Raw genomic sequence first — 24,939 nt, 5'->3', positions numbered from 1 at the left:
GTCGTCGGTTTTCGGAAAAATCCATGAGCGAACGGCACTTATCATAGAATAGCTGAGAAAAAGGGCAAGCCTTACAGCGGGCGGCGTGCGGAATTTTTGTACGACCACCTTGCCGGGCCGGAACCGGGTGCCCGGGGCGGAAACGAAAACGGGGAACCCGCGGTTGCGGATTCCCCGTCGAGATCGCAGATGCCGGTCGGATCAGCCGAACAGGTTGATGATCCAGATCGGGATGATCCCGGTCCACCCCACACCGGACGTGGTGATGGGTTCGGGGCCGAACAGGTTGATGAACCAAGCGGGCAGGATGCCCGTCCAGCCGACGCCGGACGTGGTGATGGGCTCGACGCCGAACAGATTGATGAACCACGCGGGCAGGATGCCCGTCCAGCCGACGCCGGCCGTGGTGATCGGCTCCATGCCGAACAGGTTGATGAACCAGGCAGGCAGAATGCCCGTCCAGCCGACGCCGGCCGTGGTGATGGGCTCGGCGCCGAACAGGTTGATGAACCAGGCAGGCAGAATGCCCGTCCAGCCAACCCCGGCGGTGTTGATGGCTTCCGTGCCGAACAGGTTGATGAACCACGCGGGCAGAATGCCCGTCCAGCCGACGCCCGAAGTCTGAATCACAGCTTCGCTGGATGCGTCGACCACCGCTTCACCGGCGGTGGGGAAGTCGGCGAAGGCCATGAAGAGCAGTTCGCACGCGAAAAACAGCGCGATCGCGAGCGCAAACTTCTTCTGGGCGGAGCCGGCTTTCCACCAAGTTTCGAGACGATGCATGTTCGATCCTCCCCTCGTTCGCTGCGGCTTTGCGCCGCAACCTTTGGATCCCGTGAAACTCGCCTCAAGAAAACCCTAAAGTCCCCCGGCAATCGGGCCGATAACCCTTTTGCCGTCAGGATGATCCTACGACGGAACGAACTTCTTTATCAAGAAGAAAAACACATGAATATCCACTAGATGCATGGGATATTGAGATACTGCGGAAAAATAAAATAATCATAAAATATAAAAATATATGAAAATACATAAGTATTGAGGAATTTGAGGCTTGTTCGGTCGCGGCAGAAGCCCAAATGGCCCTCCTTCCCTCGACCGATCCCACCGGAACAAGTTCTCCTGCCTGTGTTCGGTCCCGCATCACCCGCGGAAACTCGCGTTCTCAGGCCGCGACGGTTGTGGTAGGCATGCGGCCGAGGCCCGCGACCTTCAACATGAAAGGATCGGCCGTGCATCCAACCCGATTTTGCTCGTTGACCTGGACTTGCGTTGTCCTGGCGATTTTCGCTCTTGCGCTCGGAACGGCCTGCTCGGCGGGAAAAAATCCGGTGTCGCAAAGCGAGATCGCGCCGTTGGCTCCGCAGCTCATCGCGCGCGAGACCTTTTTCGGAAATCCCGACATTGCGGGCGTCAAACTCAGCCCCGACGGCACGCGGATCAGCTACCTCGCCGCGGTCGACGGCGTGCTCAACGTCTGGGTGGGACCCGCCGATGCGCCGTTATCGGCCAAGCCGGTGACGCGGGATCGCGATCGCGGCATTCGCATGTACTTCTGGCCGTACCTCGGCGACCGCATCCTGTATCTGCAGGATCAGGGCGGCGACGAGAACTGGCGCGTTTACGCGGTCGATCTGACGACGAACGAAACGCGCGATCTGACACCGTTCGACAAGGTTCAGGCACAAATCGAAGCGGTGAGTCCGAAGCATCCCGACTCGATCGTCGTCGGTCTCAACGATCGCGATCCCGAGTTTCACGATCTCTACCGGATCGACCTCGCGATCGGCGCACGCGAGTTGATTCAGCGAAATGACGGCTATGCGGGATTTTTGGTGGATGACGATTACCGGGTGCGTTTCGCGGTGAAGATGCGAGAGGACGGCGGGACGGACTACCTGATTGCGAAGGACGGCGCGTTTGAACCGTACATGACGGTGGGACGCGAAGACTCGATGACAACCAGCATCTCCGGATTCGACAAATCGGCCACGTCGATCTATCTGATCGACAGCCGCGGGCGCAACACGGCCGCGCTCACGAGCGTGGATCTGGCGACGGGCGCTGCGAAGACGATCTACGAAAACGCGCGCGCCGACGTGAGCGGCGTGATGGCGCATCCCACGGAAAAGACGATCCAGGCGGCGGCGTCCACGTACGAGCGCACCGAGTGGACGATCCTCGACGAGTCCATCCGGCCGGACATGCAGCGGCTGCGCGCCAAGCTTGCGGGCGACATTGAAGTGATCGACGGTACGCTCGACGACCGGCGGTGGATCGTCGTCGATCTCGCGGACGACGGGCCCGTGCGTTACTACCTCTTCGATCGCGACTCGGGCGAGATTCGGTTTCTCTTCGCCAACCGCAAGGCCCTCGAGTCCCTGCCGCTCGTCCACATGCACCCCGTGCAGGTGACGACGCGCGACGGCCTGACACTCGTGAACTACCTGTCACTCCCGCGCGAGACCGACTCCGACGGCGATGGCCGACCCGACCGGCCCGTGCCTATGGTCGTTTCGGTGCACGGCGGACCTTGGGCGCGCGAGGAGTGGGGCTACAACCCGTGGCACCAGTGGCTCGCGAATCGCGGTTACGCCGTGCTCGACGTGAACTTCCGAGGCTCGACCGGCTTCGGCAAGGCGTTTCTGAACGCGGGCGACGGCGAGTGGGCGGGCAAAATGCACGACGACGTGATCGATTCGGTCCGGTGGGCGATCGAGGGCAAAATCGCCATGCCCGACCGGATCGCGATCATGGGCGGCAGCTACGGCGGTTACGCCACGCTCGTCGGTCTGGCTTTCACGCCCGACGTCTTCGCGTGCGGCGTGGACATCGTCGGTCCCTCGAACCTCATCACGCTGATCGAGACGATTCCGCCGTACTGGAAACCGATGATGGATATGTTCACGACCCGCGTGGGCGATCCTCGTACGCCCGAGGGCCGCGCGCTGCTGACCGCGCGTTCACCGCTCACGCATGCGGATAAGATCCGCAAGCCGCTCCTGATCGCGCAGGGGGCGAACGATCCGCGCGTCAAGCAGGCCGAATCGGATCAGATTGTCGACTCGATGACGAAAAACGGCATCGGCGTGACGTACGTGCTATATCCGGACGAGGGGCACGGCTTCGCCAAGCCGAAGAACCGCATGTCGTTTTATGCGGTGACCGACGCGTTTCTGGGCCAGTGCCTGGGTGGTCGTTACGAACCGGTGGGCGACGATTTCGGGGGTTCGAGCATCGAGATCCGCCACGGATCGGAGCTGGTGCCGGGGTTGCCCGCGAATCCGAATCCCTGACGGTTTACGCCGGCGAAAACGAAACGAGGCGCCGGGAATGCCGGCGCCTCGCGATCGTTTGGATGAATAGCGGTTATGCCGACGCGGGGCCCTGATAGGTCGCGTCGCCGAACGCCAGAATCGGCGCGAAGATGAAGCCGAGGAACGCGAGTCCGACGCCGAAGCCCGTGCTCTTGCCGAAGCACTTGGCGAGCTCGATCGACGCGATGATGGCGATGACGAAATTGACGATCGGGATGAGGAACAGGACGATCCACCACACCGGCTTGCCGATGATCTTGAGGAACACGATGATGTTGTAGATCGGCACGATCGCCGCCCAGCCGGGCTCGCCGGCCTTGACGAAGATCTTCCAACCGACGACGACGAAAAAGGCCAGGATCGCGAGCTGGATCAAAAGGGCAACGATTTCCATGCAAACCTCCCACGGGTCACGGGTGAGACGAACAAACAGCCCATTTCGGAACGGCTTATCGTAGCGCGCGGACGGGGACGGTCAACCGTTCGTGATGGCATCGGCGAAAAAAGTGACCGCCATCGCGCGCTCGCGCAAAGGCATGGGGGGCTCGCTTGCGTAGCCGTTTGGGCTTCGATAGGATCGAGTTCGCCCGTGCAAAACCAACCCGCTACCCGGAGTGTTTCGTGAATAGGATTCGACTTCTTGGTTGGGCCCTCGCGGTGTTCCTGACTGTCGTTCCGTTCGGCGCATTCGCGGAGGATGAGGCCGATCCCCCGGCGACCACGCTCTCGCCCGCGTCGCCGCCGCCGGCAATGCCCGATCCCGACGGCGCGCCGGCGATGGACTATTCACCCGCGACCGAACTCGCCGAGGTGCTCGTGACGCCATCGCGCAGCGGCGAGGAGTTCGCGCTCGCGCCGCGCGCCGTCTCGGTCGTGACCGGCGAGGAAATCTACGATCGCATGAGCCGCACGGTCCCCGAGGCGCTGCGTTTCGAGGAAGGCGTGATGGTGCAGCGCACGAACCTCGGCGGCGGCGCTCCGTTCATCCGCGGCCTGATGGGTAATCAGGTGCTCTACCTGGTCGACGGAATCCGGCTCAACAATTCCACGTATCGCAGCGGCCCGAACCAGTACCTCAACACGATCGATCCTCTGTTCGTGGACCGGATCGAGGTCGTGCGCGGACCGAGTTCCGTGCTTTACGGGTCCGATGCTCTGGGCGGCGCGATCAACGTCATCACCGTGCGACGCGACCAGTTTGAGAAAAAATTCGGGCTCGACGGCCGGATCATGGGCCGATTCTCGACCGCCGACAGCGAGCGGCTCTCGCACGCGTCCACATCGATGAACGCGGGCAAGGTGATGGGAATCGCAGCGTCGGCGAACTCCCGCTCGTTCGGCGACATCGATCCCGGCGGCGAGGACGAACACCTGCAAGCGCCATTCGGTTATGTCGAGGACGACGTGGCGGCGAACCTCGATTTTCACATCGGTCCCAAGGTGGACTGGCTGTTCTCGGGTCAGCTTCTGAACATGAATCAAGTTCCGAACTACGATCCCGGCAATCCCAAGAACGAGTACGACCCGCAGGAGCGACGACTCGGATACAGCAAGCTCATCTTTAACGATCTGTCGGACTACCTGGACCACGTCGAATTCTGGGGCTCGTTCCAGCGGCAGACTGAGGGTCGCCGCAAAATCGATGCGGCGGACCCCGCATTCGAGACGAAGGACCTCGACCACGTCGATACCGTCGGCGCGGGCGTGCAGATCGAAATGCCCACGGGAAAATGGGCGCGATTCATCTTCGGAAGCGAATACTATCGCGACGACGTCTCCAGCGAGCGCGAGATTGAAGACCTCGTCACCGGGGATACGACCGAGCAGGACCCGCAACTGCCTGACGGCGCGACGTACACCACGTCAGCCGCGTACCTCGAGGCGCGATTCACGCCCGTGACGTGGTGGCGGCTCGTGCCGGGGGTGCGTTACAGCTATATGCAACCGGATTTCGATCTCGAGGACCCGGTGCTCGGCGACGTGACGGTGGACGAACCGATCACCGACGTGACCTGGGCCGCGCACACGATGTTCACGGCGGCGGATACGCACAACTTCATCCTCGGCGCGTCGCGGGGTTTTCGCGCGCCGGGCATCGATGATCTGTCGAAGCTGGGCAGCGAAGACGGGCGCTATGACATCCCCAACTCCGACATCGAACCCGAGAAGATGATCCAGTACGAGGCCGGATATCGACTCGCGGCCAAGCGCGCGTTCTTTTCACTGTTCGGCTACTACTCGCAGATCACCGACCTGATCGTGCGCAAGCCGACGGACTACAACGGCGCGACCGAGATCAACGGCGATGTGGTGAACCACAATGAGAACGTGGGCGAGGCGTTCATCTACGGATGGGAGGCATCGAGCCGACTGGTGGTGCTCGAGGACCTGATCGCGCTGGGCGGCACGGCGCACTACACATTCGGTCAGAACGAGACCGACGAGGAGCCGCTACGCCGCATTCCGCCGCTGCTGGGCACGGGTTGGCTCAAGCTCGGCGCGGACCCGCTGTGGTTCGAGACGGCGATGGAGGCCGCGTCGAAGCAGGACCGCCTCTCGCAGGCCGACAAGGACGACGTGCGCATCGGCGAGGACGGCACGCCGGCCTTTCTGGTCTGGCATTTCCGCCTCGGACTCACGGTCAACGACTGGATCGAGACCGTGACGTCGGTCGAGAACGCGTTCGACCGCAAGTACAAGTTCCACGGTTCGGGGCCGCTCGAAGCGGGTCGCAACTTCAAGACGCAGGTGGCGATCAAGTTCTGATCGAAACGGAGAGCGCAAACGAATCGGGGACGGCCGCGGCCGTCCCCGATTTGGTGTGATGCGGGTTTGTCAGCCGGTCGCGTAGGAATGCAGGCCGGACAGAACAAGATTCACGCCGAGGTAGGTGAAGACCACGCTCGCGAATCCGATGATGGCGATGTAGGCCGTCTTGCGTCCAACCCAGCCTTTGGTGACGCGCGTGTGCAGATAGAGCAGGTACACGACCCACGTCACGAGCGACGCCGTCTCCTTGGGGTCCCAGCCCCAGTAACGTCCCCAGGCGTTATTCGCCCAGATCGCGCCCGAGATGATGACGAAGGAAAGCAACGGAAAGGCGACGATGATCGCCTTGTACGCGATGTTGTCGAGGTCCTTGGGCTTCGGCAGGTGCTCGACGATGGCCGATTTCGCGGAGTGCAGAATCAGCACGGTCAGCGAGAAAAACCATGTCGTGGCGACCAGTGCGAAGGAGTAAACGTTGTTGCTGATCGTGAAGTCGGGAAAGCGTCCCGACTGATACAGGATCTGACCGACGACGATCGTCAGCAGGATCGTCGGAAACAGGTGGGCCGCGAAGACGAAACGCTTGCCCTTATCGGTCGCGTCGTCGCGCTTGGCGAACGCGATCGCGGCGGACACCGCGAAGAGCACAAACACGACAAACGCGAATGCGCCGAGCCCGGGGAGTTCCATGTCGATCCAAATCGGCGGGTCCGATCCGGGCACCATGTCCTTATACCACTTGCCGTTCATGAAGACGGACTTCGTGAGCGGGTAGCGCATCATGAAGACCTGTCCCTTGGTCACGGCGACGAGGGCGAGAATGTTCGCCACCGACGACGCGGCGTGAAAGAAGGGCAGGGCCAGATTGTCGCGGTAGAGGTAGAGCACCGCGAACGCGAACGCGACGATGAACAGCGAATACGAAATGGCCGCGCCGAAGACGTGGAAGTGAAGCCACACGCTTTTCAGCGCGGGCATGAGCGGCGTGATTTCCTTGTTGCCGGACAGCGACGCCATGCCCATTGCGATCATGACCAGCGGCACGACGAACGCGCCGACGATCTTGACGCGATACTTCATCTCCATCACGCCGTACGAGACGACCATGCCCCAGGAGAAGAAGACGAGCGACTCATACAGATTGGTCCAGGGCGGATGATCGATGCCCGCGGCGATCCAGCGCACGATCAACGCGACCGTCATGGTGACGCATCCGACGGCGAGCGCTCCGAAGCCGACGATCCACGGGCCGTTGGTGCGTTTCATCAAATAGAGCAGGTAGCCGATCGTCGAGATCACGAAGATCAGGAACGACAGATCGAAAAACCCGATCGAAACGCCTTCGGCGGACCCGGACGCCAGCGCGTCCATCATGGAACGGATGAAGTTCCCCATCTCGATGTTTCCTCAGCCGTTCGTGGCGGGCGGTGCGGTCGGCGGTGCGGTCGGCGCTGCCGGAGCGGGCGCTTCGGGCGCCGGCGGCGCGGCGGATTTGGGAGCGTTGGGATCGGCCACGCCCTCGACGAGGGTCAAGGTGTACGTCGCGTGCTCGAAGGGGTGAACGGTCGGCATCTTCGCAAACAGCCAGCCTTTGTGGATCTCTTGTCCTTTTTCCTTGATGGCGACCCGAACGGCCGGATTCGTCAGTTCGGTCGAGATGGACGAAATGCGCGTGGAGTCCATGTAGAACGCGGGCAGGAACGCTTCGACGAACACGGTCAGACCCGAATCGCCGAGCTTGGTTTCCTCGCCGACCTTGGCCTCGACGGCGGTCGGTTGCTCGCCCTTTTTTCCGAAATTCAGTTTGACCGACTTGAACTTCGCCTTCACGTCGTCGGGAACCACGATCTGGTGGCCGCCCTCGGGCATCATGGGCTTGCCCATCGCGCCGCCCATGGCTCCGCCCATGGATTTGTCCATCGGCGGATGTTCCGGCGGCATCGCCGGCATTTTCCCATCCGGGTCCGACTTGCCGTCGCCGTGGTCGTGCCCGGCGTGCGGGTCGTCCGCGGGTTTCGGCGTCTCGGATGCGCTCTTGCAGCCGACCGACAGGATCAGTGCGCAGACCGCGATGGTCATCAGGACGATTTTCCAGGACTTCATGGCAGATCTCCTTCGCGACACGTCAGGATGTACGACCCTTGAGTTCTTCGACCCATCGATCGGCTTCGCGCTTGGGAACGTCGCCCGCGCGGGAATCGCTGTAGCCGACCGTGATCTGATCATTGAGCACGTGCACCACAAGACGCTTGTGGGGCACGAAAAACGCGAGGAAAAGCCCCACGCCGCCGAGTGCGCACCCGAGCCAGAAAACGGCGAGACCGGGATTACGCGTGACCATAAGGCCCGTATACCACCCGCCCGACTCATAAGCCGTGAGCGAATACGTGTAATCGCCCGCACGCGAATCGTCGAACGTCGGGTTTTCGCGGAAGATCCAGAACTCCTTCGGCGGCGTCTTGTGGTCTTCCTCGACGACCAGGGCGGCCAATCCCGCGTTGAACTTGTTCGGATCGACGTCCTTGATCGCGACGTGAATGTGGTTCTCGACATCGACCCACTGGCGCAGCGATGCGGGCCGCAACGGGAGCTTCGTCCCGTCAGAGCGTCGAGTCGCGACGAGCTGCACCTTGGGCGGGGTCTGGCCGTAGGACGATTGGAAAAACCGATATCCCCCAAACGCGGCGGGTTGGTTGACCTCGATCTTCGTGTCGACCGGCGCGCCGGCGGCGGGGATAAACGTCAATTCCGATCGGAATGTCTTGGGTTGACGGCCGCCCTCGTAGTATTCGACCTCGAAGTCGTTGCAGCGAACCGTAAACGGCAGCTTGATCTCGCCCCCACGACGCAATTCGATCGTGTTGTTCGTATCCTTCTCCGCGACGAGCATCGAACCGTCGATGCCGACGAGACTGCCATAGACCGCGCCGACGGCCATCAGAATGATGGAGATGTGCGTGACGATTGCGCCGTAGCGGTGCGATGTCCCCGATTCTCGGTAGAACCACTGGCCGTTGTTGTCGGTCTTGATCTGCGGCCGAACGGCGGCCTCGACGGACTCTGCCTTGACGCTACGCGACTTGAAGCGGCGCAGTTCGTCGAGTTGATCGAAGAGCCCCGGACCCACGACGGCGTGCTTGGCGCCGCTGGTGCGGTACACGCGCTTGAAGTTGAACGTCGTACACAACACGAGATTGACGCACAGGATCATGATGAGCGCGTAAAACCACACGCTGTGAAAGATGTCATAGAAACCGATCTGGTGTGCCAGCCCCTTCACTCCAGGCGCATTCGCGAGCGCCTGAAACTGCTCTTCGGAAAGCCCGGGACCGCGCTGGGGCAGGATCGTTCCGACGAGCGCGAGGACGCCGATGGCGATCAGCGTGTAGATCGCGAGTTGGTTGCCGGAGAGAAAGCCGAGCCAGCCTCCGCGAGCTTCCGAATCGGACTTCAGGGAATTCAACAGCACTCCATCGGCAAGGAAAAAATCAAATCGCAACTCCGCTAACACAAGCCCGCCCGTGGATCAAGCGCCGTCGCCGTGAGATGCATCGCCAACCCCGAACAAAGCCCGCGAAAACAGGACAAGAACACACCGATCTCCGGAAGCTTCGTGCGCCGTTCACCCACGGGAGACTTGTGCACGCACCTTCTCGCGGCGTTCCGGCTCTGATCGACGACCGCGTGCATAACCCCGTAATTCATCGGGAAAATTTTCGGTACGCTCGATCGGTCGCGAGGGCACGGGGTTTGCTCATGTCCGAACCGGAGGTGAGCGCCATGCCGACGACCCTGGGCGAAATCCTGCGTGTACTCGACGCCGTATTGGTCATCGAGGACGGTCCCGAAAAAGCCGATCTGCCCATCGACATCGTCTATGTGGGTGACCGCATGAGCGAGCTGCTCCAATGGGCGTCGCCGAGGGCATTGATCGTCACGCGGCTCTCCGGCCCGCATCTGGTTCGTCTCGCCGAACTGCTCGACTCGCCCGCGCTATGCGTTCTCGGAACGCTCGTAACCGACAGCCGATTGATCGACGCGGCTCGGGCTGCGGGGATGATTGTTGCGCGGTCTTCTCTGGCGCCCGCCGATGCCGCGAAACGGCTGACTCCACTCGTGGAAACCGTCCTCGGAGGAGAAGCGGCGTGAACGCCCTGTCGGTCCCGATCGGTGGCGGAGACTTCGAGCACGGCGGCGAGGCGTCGCGACGGCTCAAGGCTCTGCTGCAACGTTCGGGCGCCGATCCCTCCGCCGTACGTCGGGCCGTGATCGCGACGTACGAGGCCGAGATGAACGTCATCATCCATGCCCGATGCGGTCGGATGGACGCGGCCATCGACGCCGACCGCATCACGGTCGAGATCTCGGACGAAGGCCCCGGGATCCCCGACGTTTCCCGCGCGCTCACGGAAGGGTGGTCCACCGCGCCCGAAAAGGCGCGTCAACTCGGATTCGGCGCGGGCTTGGGGCTGCCGAACATCCGCCGCATGAGCGACACATTCCAACTCGACACGCGCATCGGGCAGGGGACCCGGCTGCGTTTTGCGATTCGTGTTTCACCCACGTCGCCCGAAGGGTACTTCCGCCATCATCTGCGCCTGCGTGCTGAGCGGTGCACCTCGTGCATGGCCTGCGTGATCGCGTGCCCGACGACCGCCATGCGCGTTCGCGACGGTAGCCCGAGCGTGCTCGCGCACCTGTGCGTCGATTGCGCCGAGTGCGTTCGCGCGTGCCGACCGAAGGCGATCGAGGTCGAGGTCGGCGAGCCGGTCGCCGCGGATGGCCGCATCGCCGTGCTGCCGGCGGAACTGCGCACGCAGTTCGGGCGTTGCGCGGAGCATTGCGGAATCGACGACGCGGTGTCGTCATCGTTCGCCGCGCGCGCGATGTGGACCGACGGCTGGACTGAAACGCTTCGCGATGCGGAGCGGGAGGCCGCTTCCGAAAACGCGCCGGTGATCTCCGCCCAGTGTTCGGCGATCGCCGATCTCGTCGCGACGCGCTTCCCCTCGCTCGTCGCAAACCTGTCTCCATTCCGGTCGCCGATCGAAGCCGCGGCGTTCGAGGCGGGCGCGGGTTCGCTCGTCGCGGTGATGTGCCCGGCGCAGCGCGCCGCCGCGCAAAACGCCGATCCCACGGGGCTCATCGCTTGCGTCGCCATCGACGAGGTGATCCGGAAAGTCCGTCCCGCGATGCCGAAAGCGGGGAATGCGGGCGAAGACGGCGAAGCCGGGACGGACCGGGGCCGCGACGGCGTCTTCGTCGCATGGGGCGCCCGGCACGTCCTCGAAATTCTGGATCGACTGGAAGACGGACGTCTCGATCCGTGCCGCGTGCTCGAACTCTATCTGTGCGACGGCGGCTGCCGCGGCTCGCCGCTTCTCGCCGAGAACCCATGGATCTCGTCGCGCAGAGCATCACGGCGCCCCAACGGCGACATATCGAACGATGCGAAGGCCGTGCGGCGTGAATCGCCGGTCGCGCCGCGCGCCGCGCTGCGTCTCGACCCCGACATGGCGGTTGCCATGCGCAAATTCGCCGAGATCGACCGGACGACGAAGATCCTGCCGGGTCGCGATTGCGCGCAATGCGGCGCGCCGGATTGTTCCACGTACGCAGAGGACATCGTGCTGGGCCGCGCGCCGGCCGGGCAGTGCCCCTATCGAGAGGTGAAGTCATGACACTCGCGGAATTGGCGACCACGCTGAAGCTCGAATGCCTCACGCCCCGGCTCGCGGTCGAGGCGGAGCGGGACATCGGGTACGGCTATGTTTCGGATCTGCTGTCCGACGTGCTCGCGCACGCGCCCGAAGGCGGCGTGCTCGTGACGATCCAGGCGCACCTGAACATGGTGGCCGTGGCGCTGCACGCCGGTCTCGCGGGGGTGATTCTCGCGGGCGGGCGTCGTCCGGATGCCGATGTGATCGAACGCGCGAGCGCCGAGGGCGTGCCTCTGTGGCTCGCGAACGAGCCCGCGTTCGACCTCGTCGGACGGCTCTACGAACTCGGCATTCGGGGACGACGCGCGTGAAGGACTTCGCCGCCGATCTGCATATCCACACCGTGCTGTCGCCCTGCGCGGACGCGGCGATGCGCCCGCCGGCGATCGTCGAGGCGGCGCTCGCGCGCGGGGTCGCGATGATCGCGATCTGCGATCACAACGCGACGGCGAATATCGGCGCGGTTCGAGAGTCGGCGGCGGGGGATCTGATCGTGATCGCGGGGATCGAGATCACGACCGTCGAGGAAGTGCACGTGCTCGGCTGGTTCGGCGACGACGCCGCGGCCGACGCGGTGGCGGCGGTCGTTCGCGCGACGCTGCCGGCGCGAAGCGGCCTGCGCGGGGCGCTGCGACCGCCCGAGGTCGTGGACGCGCTCGGATCGGTCGTCGAGCGTCCGGACTCGGCGTACGAGTCGGCGTGCGCCCTGTCGCTCGGCCACGCGGTGGGCCTCATACGGGCGAACGAAGGCATCGCCATCGCGGCCCATGCCGACCGGCGCTCGTTTTCCGTGCTCAGCCAGCTGGGGATCTGGCCCGAAGACGTGGAGTTCGATGCGATCGAAGTTTCCGCGGCGGGCGCCAAGCACGGGAGGGCCGCTGATCTCCAGAAGCCGGGGAAGCCCATCGTGACGGCATCGGACGCGCACAGCCTCGACGAAATCGGCGATGCGCGGACCGTCTGGACGCTCGAGGTGCCGGTTTTTGCGGAACTGCTCGGGGCGCTTCACGGCGAAGGCGGGCGGGGGTGGAGAATTGGTTGAGATCGCCCTGCACATCCTCGATCTGATCGAGAACAGCATCAACGCCCGCGCCTCGGTCGTGCGCGTGACGGTGAACGAGTCGCCGTCGCGGGATCTGCTCGAAGTTCGCATCGAGGACAACGGCGCGGGCCTCGGGGTCACTCCCGAGCAGGCGCTCGATCCCTTTTACACGACCAAGCCCGGCAAAAGGGTCGGTCTGGGACTGGCGCTGTTCGCGGGGGCCGCGGAGCGCGCGGGCGGTCACCTGAAGCTTGAACAGTCGTCGCTGGGAGGGGTTTGCGTCGATGTCGTGATGCAGCTTTCGCACATCGATCGCGCGCCGCTCGGCGATTTGCCGACGACGTTTTCGTCCGTCGTATGCACCAATCCCGATCTGGATCTCCAGCTTCGTTTCCTCGTCGAAGGAGCCGAACGCGAGGTGCGCGTGAAGGATCTGGACGACGCCCGCCAACGCGGGGCGGCCGGTCTGACCGTCGCCCGCAAGGTTTCGCAGGAAGTGAAGATCGCCCTCGCCAGTGTGGGGATGCGGTCATGACGTGGAATTTCGGACATGCCGCCGGCACACGAATCCCGTTTCGGAACGTCCGGGGACGGATTCGGAGGCCGTCGGCGCACGGTGTTTTGCCCTGGAGTTTTGGACGTATTTTGGGAGGTCCTCGATGATCGAAACCGTTCACTCCTGTTCCTGCGGCGAGACCGCGACCGAGACCGAGCTTCTTGCCCGACTCGACGCGGTATTGGCCGACTATCGGGACAAACCGGGAGCCTTGATCCCGGTCCTGCAGATCGCGCAGGGGCTGTTCGGGTATCTGCCCGAATCGGCGCTGCGCCGCATCGCGCTCGCGCTCAAGAAACCGTACAGCGAGGTCGCGGGCGTCGTGGGGTTCTACTCGTTCTTCTCCACCGTTCCACGCGGCGAGCACCTTGTGCGCGTGTGCCTCGGAACGGCCTGCTACGTGCGCGGCGGCAAGGGCGTGCTCGACGCGCTCAAGGCCAAGCTCGGCATCGACGTCGGGCAGACGACGGACAACCGCCGATTTTCGCTCGAGATCGCCCGGTGTTTCGGCGCGTGCGGACTCGCGCCCGCCATCATGATCGATCAGGAGGTCCTGCACCGGGTGAAGCCGGGACGCATCGGCGAGATCCTCGCCCGCTTCCGCGGCGAACCGACGCGGCGGCAGGCCGAGCAGGCGGAAGGAGGTCAGCCATGGGCCAGCGCGTGACGAATCCCGAGGATCTCAAACGCCTTCGCGAGGCGGCGAAGCGCGATCTGGAACTGCGTGCGGGCACCAAGGAGATGCAGGTCACCGTCCACATGGGGACCTGCGGAATCGCCGCGGGCGCGCGGGACGTGCTCGCGAAACTCATGGACGAACTCGAGACCGAACACGTGGACAACGTGACGGTCCGTCAATCGGGATGCCTGGGCCTTTGCGATCAGGAGCCGATGTTCACGGTTCGGGACAAGGACGGCCACGAGTTCACCTACGGGCGTCTGGACCGCTTTCGGGTGCACGAGATCGTGAGCAGCCATGTTGTGCACGGCCAGCCGGTCGCCAAATTCCTGGTCCAGGCGTAGGGGGACATGAAAATGCCGAAATCCGTGAGAAGTCACTGTCTGGTCTGCGCGGGCGGCGGCTGCATTGCGTGCGGTGCGCTCGAAGTCAGCGCCGCAATGCGCGAGGCCGTTGCCGCGTTCGACCTGTCCGAAGAGGTCAAGGTCATCGAAACCGGGTGCCTGGGCCCCTGCGCCGTTGGCCCGGTGATGGTCATCTACCCCGAGGGCACATTCTACCAGAACGTCAAGCCCGAGGACGCCAAACACATCGTCGAGGAGCATCTGCTCAAAGGTCGCGTGGTGGAGCGGCTCGTGCATCAGGATCGCAAGACGCACGAACCCGAGCGCGAGATGGGCGACATCACGTTCTTCCGCCGGCAGGTCAAGGTCGTGCTGCGCAACTGCGGCGTGATCGACCCGCTGAAGATCGAGGAATACATCGCTCGCGAAGGGTACATGGGCGCGGCGCGCGCGCTCACCGAGATGACTCCCGAGCAGGTGATCGACGAGGTCAAACGCTCCGGGCTGCGCGGGCGCGGCGGCGCGGGATTCCCGGCCGGTCTGAAGTGGGAGCTCACCCGCAAGTCGGCCGGAGACGAGAAGTACATTCTGTGCAACGCGGACGAGGGCGACCCGGGCGCGTTCATGGATCGCAGCGTGCTCGAAGGCGATCCGCACTCCATCATCGAAGGCATGATGATCGCCGGGTACGCGATCGGCGCGCGGCATGGGTTCGTGTACGTGCGCGCGGAGTACCCGCTCGCGGTCGAGCGCCTGCAGCATGCCATGGGCCAGGCGCGCGAAATGGGTCTGCTGGGGACCAACGTCTTCGGCAGCGGTTTCGACTTCGATCTCGAAATCCGCATGGGTTCGGGCGCGTTCGTGTGCGGCGAAGAGACGGCGCTCATGACCTCGATCGAGGGCAAGCGCGGCGAGCCGCGGCCGCGTCCGCCGTATCCCGCGCACAAGGGTCTGTGGGGCAAGCCGTCGTGTCTCAACAACGTCGAGACCTTCGCCAACGTGCCGATGATCCTGACCAAGGGCGCGGATTGGTACGCGTCGATGGGCACCGAGAAGAGCAAGGGCACCAAGGTGTTCGCGCTCGCGGGGGCCATCAACAACACCGGTCTCGTCGAGGTGCCGATCGGCATGAGCCTCGGCGAATTGCTCTACGACGTCGGCGGGGGAATCCCGGGCGGCAAGAAGTTCAAGGCTGCGCAGATGGGCGGGCCGTCCGGCGGATGCATCCCGCGCGAGCACCTCAACGTGCCGGTGGACTACGAATCGTTGCAGGAACTCGGCGCGATCATGGGGTCGGGTGGTCTGATCGTCATGGACGAAGACTCGTGCATGGTCGACGTCGCGCGGTTCTTCCTGGAATTCGTGCAGGAAGAGTCGTGCGGCAAATGCACGCCGTGCCGCGTCGGAACCAAACGCATGCTCGAGATCGTCACGCGCATCACCGAGGGCAAGGGCGAGATGGCCGACCTCGACAAGCTGATGGAGCTCGGTCAGCAGATCCGCGAGACGTCGCTCTGCGGCCTCGGCCAAACCGCGCCGAACCCGGTGCTCTCGACGCTGCGTCATTTCCGCGACGAGTACATCGCGCATATCCGTGACAAAAAGTGTCCCGCGGGCGTTTGCGCCGATCTCACACGCGCCCCGTGCATGACCGCGTGTCCCGCGGGCGTGTACGTGCCCGGCTACGTCTCGCTGATCGGCGAGGCGCGCTACGCCGAGGCCATGCGCGTGCACCGCGAAAACAACCCGCTGGCCGCCGTGTGCGCCCGGGTGTGCTTCCACGCATGCGAAGACAAGTGCCGCCGCTCGGGGCTCGACGAATCGGTCGGCATCCGTGGCCTCAAGCGCTTCATGGCCGATCAGGAGACCACGTGGCAATTGCCGGAGATCCGCATCAACGACGAAGCGGCGAAGCGCAAGGTCGCCATCGTCGGCGCGGGTCCGTCGGGTCTCGCGTGCGGATACTTCCTCGCGCGGCTCGGTTACCGCCCGACGATCTTCGAATCCGAACCCCGCGCGGGCGGCATGCTCGTGCAGGCCATTCCGGCGTACCGTCTGCCGCGCGAGATCGTGGACCGCGAGGTCTCGATGATCGAACGGATCGGCGTCGAACTGCGTTACAGCCAGCGGTTGGGACGCGACTTCACGCTGCCCGACCTGCGTGGCCAGGGTTATGAGGCGGTGTTTCTCGGCGTCGGCGCGCCCTCGGGCCAGCGGCTCGGCGTGCCCGGCGACGAGGCCGAGGGCATTGTGGAGGCGCTCGATTACCTGCGCGAGTACAACCTGCGCGGAACGGCGGCCAAGGGCGAGCGCGTGCTCGTCATCGGCGGCGGCAACGCCGCGGTGGACGCGGCGCGCACGGCGGTGCGCTTGGGCGCGCAGAACGTGACGCTCCTGTACCGACGCACCCGCGAGGAGATGCCGGCGTATGCCGAGGAGGTCGAGGAAGCCGAGCGCGAGGGTGTGCGGATGAAGTTCCTCGTCGCGCCGGTCGAAGTTCTCACGCAGAACGGCCGCGTGTGCGGCGTGCGCGCGCAGCAGATGTCGCTCGGCGCGTTCGACCGCAGCGGGCGACGACGCCCGGTGGCGACACCCGGCGGCGAGTTCGTGATCGAAGGCGACCTCGTGATCGCCGCCGTGGGGCAGACGCTCGATCCGTCGTTCCTCGGCGTGAACGGCGAATTGCGCCTGCGCGACAACCACTTCATCGTCGCGGACCCGATCACGGGCCGAACCACAATTCCGTGGCTGTTCTCGGGCGGCGACGCGGTCGTCGGACCCTCGTCGGTCGCCGAGGCGGTCGGCGGAGGCGAACGTGCGGCGGTGGGCATCGATCGCATGTTCACCGGGAAGGAGAACGCCTTCTGGCGCCTCCGCACGCAGGTGGACACGGCGTTCGATCCCGACGCGGACCCGATTCTGGTTCCGCGGGCGCCGATCCGGACGCTGCCGGCCGAACTGCGTATGCACAACTTCCGCGAAGTCGAACAACCCTGGACCGAGACCGAGGCCCTGCGGGAAGCCCGGCGCTGCCTGCGCTGCGACTTCCGCTGCGCCTGAGGAGGACCGAAAAGATGCTGAATCTGACGATCAACGAGGTTCCCGTCGCCGTCCCCGAGGGCGCGTCCGTCCTGGACGCGTGCCGCGCGGCGGGCGTGCGGGTGCCGACGCTGTGTCATCTCGAAGGCCATCCCGGCATGGGCGCGTGCCGCGTCTGCCTGGTCGAAGTCGAGGGCGCGCGCGGGCTCGCCGCGTCGTGCTCGATGCCGGCGACACCGGGGATGAAGGTGAAAACGAATACCGCGCGGGTGCGACTCGCGCGGCGCACCGTGGTGGAACTGCTGCTCTCCGAGCACGAGGGCGATTGCCGTACGTGTCTGCGCGCCGACGACTGCGAATTGCAGCGCCTCGCCTATGAAATGGGTGTGCGCGAGGTTCGCTACGCGGGCGCGAAGCCGCACTCGGTATTCGACGAATCCACGCCCGCGCTCGTGCGCGAGACGGGCAAGTGCATCAAATGCCGCCGCTGCGTCACCGTGTGCAACGAGACGCAGGGCGTGGGCGCGCTGTTCCCGCAAGAGCGCGGTTTCGACACGATTATCGGCCCGGCGTTCGGCGCGAACCTGTCCGAGGTCGTGTGCGTGCAGTGCGGCCAGTGCGCGGCGGTCTGCCCGGTGGGCGCGATCTGTGAGCGCGATCAGATCGACGAGGTCTTCGCTGCCCTCTCCGATCCGACGAAGCACGTCGTCGTGCAGACGGCGCCCGCCATTCGCGCGGCGCTGGGCGAGGGCTTCGGCCTGCCGCCGGGAACGCTGGTCACGGGCAAGATGGTGACCGCGCTGCGTCGATTGGGTTTCGCGGCGGTCTTCGACACCAACTTCACGGCCGACCTGACGATTCTGGAAGAGGGCACCGAGCTGCTGACCCGGCTGAAAACGGCGCTGGTGGACAAGGGCGACGTGGCGCTGCCGATGTTCACGAGCTGCTCGCCGGGCTGGATCAAGTTCGCCGAGCACTTCTATCCCGAGATCCTGCCCAATATCTCGACGTGCAAGTCGCCGCAGCAGATGTTCGGTGCGGTCGCGAAGACCTACTACGCGGACCGCGTCGGCAAGAAGGCCGAGGAGATGTTCGTCGTGTCGATCATGCCGTGCACCGCGAAGAAATTCGAGGCGCAGCGGCCGGAGATGGCGGCCAGCGGCGCGCGCGACGTGGACGTGGTGCTCACGACGCGCGAACTGATCCGCATGATCCGCGAGGCCGGGATCGACTTCGTGTCGCTGCCGGACAGCGAGATGGACAATCCGCTCGGCGTCTCCAGCGGAGCGGCGGACATCTTCGCCAACACGGGCGGCGTCATGGAAGCGGCGCTGCGCACCGCGTACGAGATCGTCACGGGGCGAGAGATGCCGGGCGACAACCTGCACGTGAGACCGGTCGCCGGGCTCGAAGGCGTCAAGGAGGCGTCGATTCCCGTGACCAGCGTCAAACCCGAGTGGAGTTTTCTGGAAGGCGCGGAACTCAAGGTCGCGGTCGCGCATGGACTGCACAACGCGCGCGACGTGATCGAGGCGGTGAAGTCCGGAAAGAAGTCGTATCACTTCATCGAAGTGATGACCTGCCCCGGCGGGTGCATCGGCGGCGGCGGGCAACCCCGCTTCACCGACGACTCGGTGCGCCTCGCGCGAATCGCGGCGATCTATCGCGAAGACGAGGGAAAGCGCCTGCGCAAGTCGCACGAAAACCCCGACGTCGCGAAACTCTACAAGGAATTTCTGGAGAAGCCCCTGGGACATCGGTCCCATGAGCTGCTGCACACGAAGTACGTGACGCGGACGAGCGTTTAGGAAATATCGGTGGCGGAGCCGGACGCCGTTCGTGGTGAGGCGTTCGGCTCCGCGCGAAGGTCAGGATGAAAAACGACGGAAACATGGGTGAGAAGAGGCGTCGCGCGGCGGGATTCGACCCGAGTGGTGAGCCACGGGACGTTCCCGTTTCGCGTGATGTGGCATACTCTCATGCGCGTGGTGCCGGGCCGATTTGGGCCCGGCCCGATGAAACCTTGGTTGTGCGATGAATTCGATCATCACGACGATCCCCGAGCGCTGCCGCCGCTGCTACAGCTGCGTGCGCGAATGCCCCGCCAAGGCGATCAAGGTCGAGTACGGCCAGGCCAAGGTGCTCGCCGACCGCTGCATCGCGTGCGGCAACTGCGTCAAGGTCTGCGGCCAACGGGCGAAGCAGATTGAGAGCAGTGTCGAGGCGGTGCGGGCGCTGCTCGCGGGATCGGAACCGGTCTTCGCCGTCGTCGCGCCGTCATTCCCCGCGGCGTTCGACACGGCGGTCCCGATGCACCACGTCTATTCGTGGTGTTACATGCCCTCGTACCCGGAGGCGTTTGACCAGATGACCCCCGGGCGCGTCGTCACCGCGATTCGCCGTCTCGGCTTCACGCAGGTCTGGGAGGCCGCGTTCGGCGCGGAGATGGTCAGCCGCTCGTATCGCGAGTTGTACGAGCAGGTGCTGAACGGCGACCGCGAGGCGGTGATCTCCACGGCGTGTCCGGCGGTCGTCTCGTACGTGCGAAAATACGTCCCCAATCTCGTCAGCGCGCTCGCGCCCGCGGTATCGCCGATGGTGGCGACCGCACGAGTGATCCGCGCGAAGTTCGGCGCGCGCGCGCGCGTCGTGTTCATCGGACCGTGCGTAGCGAAAAAGAGCGAGATCCGAGATGAGGAAATCGCGGGCGAGATCGACGAGGTGCTCACCTTCGTCGAACTGAAAAACATGATCGACGAGGACGGTCTGCGCGCCCAGGATCTGGAGAAGAGCACCTTCGACAGCCCGCCGTGCATCGTCGGCCGCGCGTTCGCGTTGTCGGGTGGTCTGCTGCGAACGGCGGGACTTCCCAACGACGTTTTGCAGGACAACATCCTGTGCGTGGACGGCAAGGAGCGCGTGATCTCGGCGGTCGAGGAGCTCGCCGCGGGTCGCCATCAGGCGCGTTTTCTCGACGTCCTGTTCTGCGAGGGGTGCGTCAGCGGTCCGGCGATGCCCGGTGATCTCAGCGTTTATGCGCGCAAGCAGATTCTGGCCGAGTACGTCAAGGAACGCCGCGCGTACGTGAGCCCGGAAGAGGCGGAGCGCGCCTTGCAGCGCGTCCATCGGATTTCCACGGAACGCACCTATCACCACGAGGAGATCCAACTGGCGCAGCCGTCGGCGGAGGAGATCCAGGCCGCCCTCGAGGCCATGCGCAAGACGAAGCCCGAGGATCACCTCAACTGCGGGGCGTGCGGATATCCGACATGCCGCGACAAGGCGATTGCCGTTTGTCAGGGTCTCGCCGAGGCCGAAATGTGCCTGCCGTACCTGATCGAGGAACTCGAGGCGACGTGCGTGCGGCTGCAAAGCACGTACATGGAACTCGCCGACGCGCAGGAGCGGCTGGTGCAGACGGAAAAACTCGCGTCGATGGGGCAGCTTTCGGCCGGCGTGGCGCACGAAATCAACAACCCGCTGGGCAGCATCCTGCTCTACTCGCACGTGCTGCTCAAACAACTCGAACAGAATACCGGCGCGAAAGAAGACCTGGAGATGATCGTTCGCGAGGCCACGCGCTGCAAGACGATCGTGCGCGGACTGCTCGACTTCGCGCGCCAGTCCCGCGTCTCGAAGTCCCGCGCCGACCTGCGCGAGGTGATCGAGGACATTATCTCGATCGAGTCCCCGGCGGCGAGCGAAGCGGGCATCGAACTACGATCCGAGGTCGAACCCGATCTCGGGCCGGTATGCCTCGACGTGGCGCAGGTGAAGCAGATGCTCGTCAACCTCGTGCAGAACGCCGTCGATGCGACTGCGCGGGGTGGATCGGTCACGATGCGCGCGGCGGCGAACGGCCGCTCGGTGCGGATCGAGGTGCAGGACACGGGCTGCGGCATCCCGACGGAGAATCTCTCCAAGATATTCGAGCCGTTTTTCACGACGAAGGCGATGGGGAAAGGGACGGGGCTCGGTCTCGCGATCGCCTACGGCGTCGTGAAGATGCACTCGGGCGACATCACCGTGGACAGCGCCGTCGGACGCGGCACGACGTTTCGCATCACGCTGCCGGTCGAGGGCACGACCATCGAGCAAGCCGTCGGCTTGGTGAACTAGAGGAGATGCCGTGAACATGAAGAAACCGCTCATCTTCGTCGTTGACGACGACCACGATGTGCTGGAGATCCACGAAGTCGTCCTGACGTCGGGTGGCTACGCCGTACGGACTTTCGACGACCCCGAGAAGGCGATCGCGGCGATGTCGGCCGCTCGACCGGACCTCATCGTCACCGACCTCATGATGGGTCATCTCGACTCCGGGTTCTCGCTGGCCCGGGCACTCAAGAGCGACCCCGCCACGTCCGGAATCCCCGTAATTCTCGTGACCGCGGTCGCGGCGCGACCGGGGTTCGACTTCCGGCCGAAGTCCGAGGCCGATCTCGCCGCCATGGCCGTCAACGCCTACTTCGACAAACCGGCGGATCACGACGCGTTGCTCGCCAAGGTGCGCGAGTTGCTGGGCGCGGCGACACCGGCGGGGGGCGCGTCATGACGGTCGTGCCGCGAATTCTGGTCGTGGATGACGAAGTCGGCTTGCGCGAGGGCTGCCGGAAGATCCTGCAGGCGGAAGGCTTCGAGGCGGAAACCGCGTGCGACGGACTGGACGGACTCGAACGCTACGATGCGCGGCGCGATTACGACGCGGCGGTCGTCGATCTCAAAATGCCGCGCATGGGCGGCGTCGAGCTGATCGAGGCGCTTCGCGCCCGCGACGAGGACATGGTTCTGCTGGTCATGACCGCTTATGCGACCATCGAAACGGCGGTCGAGGCGACGCAGCGCGGCGCCGACGGCTACATTCCCAAACCCTTTACGCCCGGCGAGTTGCTGCTGCCCCTTCGCAACATGCTCGAAAAGCGTCAACTGCGCATCGAGGCGCGACGGCTGCGTCAGGAGCGCGAGGATCGCCTGCTCGAGGTCGCTTCGGAGCGCGGCAAGTCCCGCACGATTTTGCAGTGCCTGTCCGACGGCGTGATTGTCGCCAACCGCGAGGGGCAGGTCGTCATGTGGAATGCCGCGGCGACGCAGGCTCTTCCGTCAATTTCCGGAGCCGAACCGCCGATCCGAACGGAGGCGCTCGGCTGTGATGCGCTGGCCGAGTGGCTGCGCGACGCCGCAGAGGGTGGCGACCTGCCGCACGTCGTCACGCGCGAACTCCGCGTCGAGGCGGGGACGTTTCTGGTCACCGTCAGTCCGGTGCTGGAGGAAGGGCGCGGGGCGACAGGCGCGGTGGCGATTCTGGCCGACATCACCGAGATGAAGAAACTCGAAACCGCCAAGTCGATGTTCGTTTCGATGGTCGCTCACGAGGTGAAGCGGCCGCTCGGCGTCATCGAAGGCTACCTGAACATTTTGCTGTCCGGCGCCGCAAACGTAGACGAGACGAAGAAAACGGATGTCCTCACGAGGTGCCGCGACCGCGCGAAGACCCTGCGCGTGCTGGTCAACGAACTCATGAACCTGTCCGCGATGGAGACGGGCCACTTCGCGATCCGCCGCGTTCCAACCGATATCTCCGGCGTGGTGCGCGATGCGCTCGACGCCTGCCGCGACCGCGCGGCGGAGCGGCGGATCGATCTCGAACTCGATATCGAGGCGCTCGCCGGATCGCCGCCGATTCTGGCCGACCGCGAGGCGCTGTTTTCGGTTTTCAACAACCTGATCGACAACGCGGTGAAGTACACCCCCGAAGGGGGCCGCGCGAGCGTGCGCGGCGAAGGGCGCGCGGGCGAGGTGGTCGTCGCGATCCGCGATACCGGCATCGGCATGAGCGCCGAGGAGCAGGCCAAGATTTTCGAGGAGTTCTATCGGGTCTCCAACAAATTTACCGCCAAGGTCCCGGGAACGGGGCTGGGGTTGTCGCTCGTGAAGCGTCTCGTCGCGCTGCATCAGGGCTCGGTCCGCGTATCGAGCGAACCGGGGAAGGGCTCGACGTTTACGGTCGTGCTGCCGCGCGAACCCGCCGAGCGGGCGGAGCCCACCGGGGCGAATTGAGGTCTTTCGATGTCCGCGAATGAAGCTACCTCGCCGTTCGAGGTTCCCATCGACGAACAGATGATCTGGAACACCCTGAAAGAGGCGTCCTCCCGCGACGCGTCTCGTGTGCGCGAGGTGATCGCCAAAGCCCGACTGATGAAGGGTCTCGACGCCGCGGACATTGCCGTGCTGGCCGCGATCAGCGATCCGGAGCTGGTCGGCGAGTTGTTTGCGGCGGCCCGCGAGGTCAAGGAGACGATCTACGGTCGGCGCATCGTGATGTTCGCGCCGCTCTACGTCTCCAACCTATGTTCCAACGACTGCCTTTACTGCGGGTTTCGCGTGCGCAACAAGTCGCTCGCCCGGCGCGCGCTGACGCAGGAGGAGATCGCCGCGGAAGTCCGTGCGCTCATCGACGACGGGCACAAGCGCGTGCTGCTCGTCGCGGGCGAGTCGTATCCGAAGCAGGGATTTCAATACGTTCTCGACTCGATCGCGACGATCTACGCGACGAAGAGTGGGCGGGGGGAGATCCGCCGAATCAATGTAAACATCGCGCCGCTGACGATCGGCGAGTTCGCGCAGCTCCACGGCTCGGGGATCGGCACCTATCAGCTCTTTCAGGAAACCTATCACCGCGAGACCTACGCCCGCGTCCACGCGGCGGGCCGCAAGCGCGACTACGACTGGCGCATCACGGCCATGGACCGCGCAATGACGGCCGGCATCGACGATGTCGGCATCGGCGTGCTGTTCGGGCTCGCCGACTGGCGATTCGAACTGCTCGCGCTCCTGCAGCACATCCGCCATCTCGAAGCGCGCTTCGGAGTCGGGCCGCACACGATCAGCGTACCGCGTCTGGAACCCGCGACCGGAGCCGATATCGCCGAGCATCCGCCCATGCCCGTCAGCGATGCGGACTTCCGAAAGATCGTCGCCATCCTGCGTCTCGCGGTTCCGTACACGGGTCTCATCATGTCCACGCGCGAGACCGCCGAGATTCGGCGCGAAACCTTCGCGCTCGGCGTTTCGCAGATTTCGGCGGGCAGCCGAACTAATCCGGGCGGATACGCATCGGAGGACGAGTGCGCCGAGCAGTTTCAGCTCGGCGATCACCGCACGCTCGACGAGGTCGTGCGCGACCTCGCGAATCTCGGATTCATTCCGTCGTTCTGCACGGCGTGCTACCGGCTCGGGCGCACCGGCGCTGATTTCATGGATCTCGCGAAACCCGGCGAGATCAAGCACCACTGCGATCCCAATGCACTCTCGACTTTTGTTGAATACCTGACGGATTACGCATCCGACGAATGTCGCGCGGCGGGCGAAGCAACCATCGCCGCCGCGCTCGAACACATGGACCCGAAGCCGCGAAACGCCGCCGTGCACATGATGCAAAAGGTTCGTGACGGCAAGCGCGACGTCTTCTGCTAG

General features: G+C 64.6%; 19 protein-coding genes. 14 read left to right on the top strand and 5 right to left on the bottom strand.

Annotated elements, in window-relative coordinates; translation table 11 throughout:
* Positions 1 to 201: 201 nt before the first annotated feature.
* Positions 202 to 783 carry a hypothetical protein gene (locus IT350_19535; GenBank protein MCC6160254.1) on the bottom strand — a complete coding sequence of 194 codons (582 nt, stop codon included), beginning with the start codon at positions 781 to 783 and terminating at the stop codon, positions 202 to 204.
* Between the two features lie 434 nt (positions 784 to 1,217).
* Between IT350_19535 and IT350_19530 the strand changes: the two genes are divergently transcribed.
* Positions 1,218 to 3,296, top strand: a complete 2,079-nt coding sequence (locus tag IT350_19530; protein MCC6160253.1) for a S9 family peptidase — start codon at positions 1,218 to 1,220, stop codon at positions 3,294 to 3,296.
* Positions 3,297 to 3,369: 73 nt separating this feature from the next.
* On the opposite strand, the gene IT350_19525 is transcribed toward IT350_19530, so the two are convergent.
* Positions 3,370 to 3,711 (bottom strand): signal peptidase I, encoded by a 342-nt coding sequence (locus IT350_19525; GenBank protein MCC6160252.1) that lies wholly within the window; start codon positions 3,709 to 3,711, stop codon positions 3,370 to 3,372.
* A 227-nt stretch (positions 3,712 to 3,938) separates the two neighbouring features.
* Here IT350_19525 and IT350_19520 point away from each other — a divergent pair, with 227 nt between their 5' ends.
* Positions 3,939 to 6,083, top strand: a complete 2,145-nt coding sequence (locus IT350_19520; GenBank protein ID MCC6160251.1) for a TonB-dependent receptor — start codon at positions 3,939 to 3,941, stop codon at positions 6,081 to 6,083.
* 69 nt (positions 6,084 to 6,152) lie between these two features.
* Here the strand turns inward: IT350_19520 and ccsA are convergent, their stop codons facing one another.
* The 3 genes from ccsA to IT350_19505 are packed head-to-tail and all read right to left on the bottom strand — an operon-like array spanning position 6,153 to position 9,549.
* Entirely contained in the window at positions 6,153 to 7,481 is a 1,329-nt protein-coding gene (ccsA, locus tag IT350_19515; GenBank protein MCC6160250.1) for a cytochrome c biogenesis protein CcsA, read from the bottom strand.
* A 12-nt stretch (positions 7,482 to 7,493) separates the two neighbouring features.
* Positions 7,494 to 8,189, bottom strand: a complete 696-nt coding sequence (locus tag IT350_19510; protein ID MCC6160249.1) for a DUF2155 domain-containing protein — start codon at positions 8,187 to 8,189, stop codon at positions 7,494 to 7,496.
* A gap of 22 nt (positions 8,190 to 8,211) precedes the next feature.
* The gene (locus tag IT350_19505) at positions 8,212 to 9,549 is read right to left on the bottom strand and encodes a cytochrome c biogenesis protein ResB (GenBank protein MCC6160248.1); all 1,338 of its coding nucleotides are present in this window, start codon (positions 9,547 to 9,549) and stop codon (positions 8,212 to 8,214) included.
* A gap of 532 nt (positions 9,550 to 10,081) precedes the next feature.
* Here IT350_19505 and IT350_19500 point away from each other — a divergent pair.
* The 12 genes from IT350_19500 to hydG all read left to right on the top strand — a co-directional run bounded on the left by IT350_19500 (position 10,082) and on the right by hydG (position 24,939).
* On the top strand, positions 10,082 to 11,767 hold the full coding sequence (locus IT350_19500) for an ATP-binding protein (GenBank protein ID MCC6160247.1): 1,686 nt from the start codon (positions 10,082 to 10,084) through the stop codon (positions 11,765 to 11,767).
* Positions 11,764 to 12,117 (top strand): serine kinase, encoded by a 354-nt coding sequence (locus IT350_19495; protein MCC6160246.1) that lies wholly within the window; start codon positions 11,764 to 11,766, stop codon positions 12,115 to 12,117. Before IT350_19500 ends, IT350_19495 begins: the two co-directional genes overlap by 4 nt.
* Entirely contained in the window at positions 12,114 to 12,848 is a 735-nt protein-coding gene (locus IT350_19490) for a PHP domain-containing protein (GenBank protein MCC6160245.1), read from the top strand. Before IT350_19495 ends, IT350_19490 begins: the two co-directional genes overlap by 4 nt.
* The gene (locus IT350_19485) at positions 12,841 to 13,383 is read left to right on the top strand and encodes an ATP-binding protein (protein MCC6160244.1); all 543 of its coding nucleotides are present in this window, start codon (positions 12,841 to 12,843) and stop codon (positions 13,381 to 13,383) included. Before IT350_19490 ends, IT350_19485 begins: the two co-directional genes overlap by 8 nt.
* A 124-nt stretch (positions 13,384 to 13,507) precedes the next feature.
* Positions 13,508 to 14,071 (top strand): NAD(P)H-dependent oxidoreductase subunit E, encoded by a 564-nt coding sequence (locus IT350_19480; GenBank protein ID MCC6160243.1) that lies wholly within the window; start codon positions 13,508 to 13,510, stop codon positions 14,069 to 14,071.
* Entirely contained in the window at positions 14,056 to 14,427 is a 372-nt protein-coding gene (locus IT350_19475) for a (2Fe-2S) ferredoxin domain-containing protein (protein MCC6160242.1), read from the top strand. Before IT350_19480 ends, IT350_19475 begins: the two co-directional genes overlap by 16 nt.
* A 12-nt stretch (positions 14,428 to 14,439) precedes the next feature.
* Complete coding sequence (gene nuoF / locus IT350_19470) at positions 14,440 to 17,487, top strand: NADH-quinone oxidoreductase subunit NuoF (protein MCC6160241.1); 3,048 nt, start codon at positions 14,440 to 14,442, stop codon at positions 17,485 to 17,487.
* Between the two features lie 14 nt (positions 17,488 to 17,501).
* Positions 17,502 to 19,274 carry an iron hydrogenase small subunit gene (locus IT350_19465; GenBank protein MCC6160240.1) on the top strand — a complete coding sequence of 591 codons (1,773 nt, stop codon included), beginning with the start codon at positions 17,502 to 17,504 and terminating at the stop codon, positions 19,272 to 19,274.
* 226 nt (positions 19,275 to 19,500) lie between these two features.
* Entirely contained in the window at positions 19,501 to 21,585 is a 2,085-nt protein-coding gene (locus IT350_19460) for a 4Fe-4S binding protein (protein ID MCC6160239.1), read from the top strand.
* A 16-nt stretch (positions 21,586 to 21,601) separates the two neighbouring features.
* Positions 21,602 to 22,021 carry a response regulator gene (locus IT350_19455; GenBank protein ID MCC6160238.1) on the top strand — a complete coding sequence of 140 codons (420 nt, stop codon included), beginning with the start codon at positions 21,602 to 21,604 and terminating at the stop codon, positions 22,019 to 22,021.
* Positions 22,018 to 23,523: a response regulator gene (locus IT350_19450; protein ID MCC6160237.1), complete on the top strand. Its 1,506-nt coding sequence runs from the start codon at positions 22,018 to 22,020 to the stop codon at positions 23,521 to 23,523. The genes IT350_19455 and IT350_19450 overlap by 4 nt, the downstream gene beginning before the upstream one ends.
* Positions 23,524 to 23,532: 9 nt before the next feature.
* The gene (gene hydG / locus IT350_19445; protein MCC6160236.1) at positions 23,533 to 24,939 is read left to right on the top strand and encodes a [FeFe] hydrogenase H-cluster radical SAM maturase HydG; all 1,407 of its coding nucleotides are present in this window, start codon (positions 23,533 to 23,535) and stop codon (positions 24,937 to 24,939) included.

The sequence above is a fragment of the Deltaproteobacteria bacterium genome (assembly GCA_020845895.1).
GTDB lineage: Bacteria > Lernaellota > Lernaellaia > JACKCT01 > JACKCT01 > JADLEX01.
The sequence above is the reverse complement of the archived record's forward strand: the minus strand, read 5'-3'. Positions and strand labels throughout refer to the sequence as shown.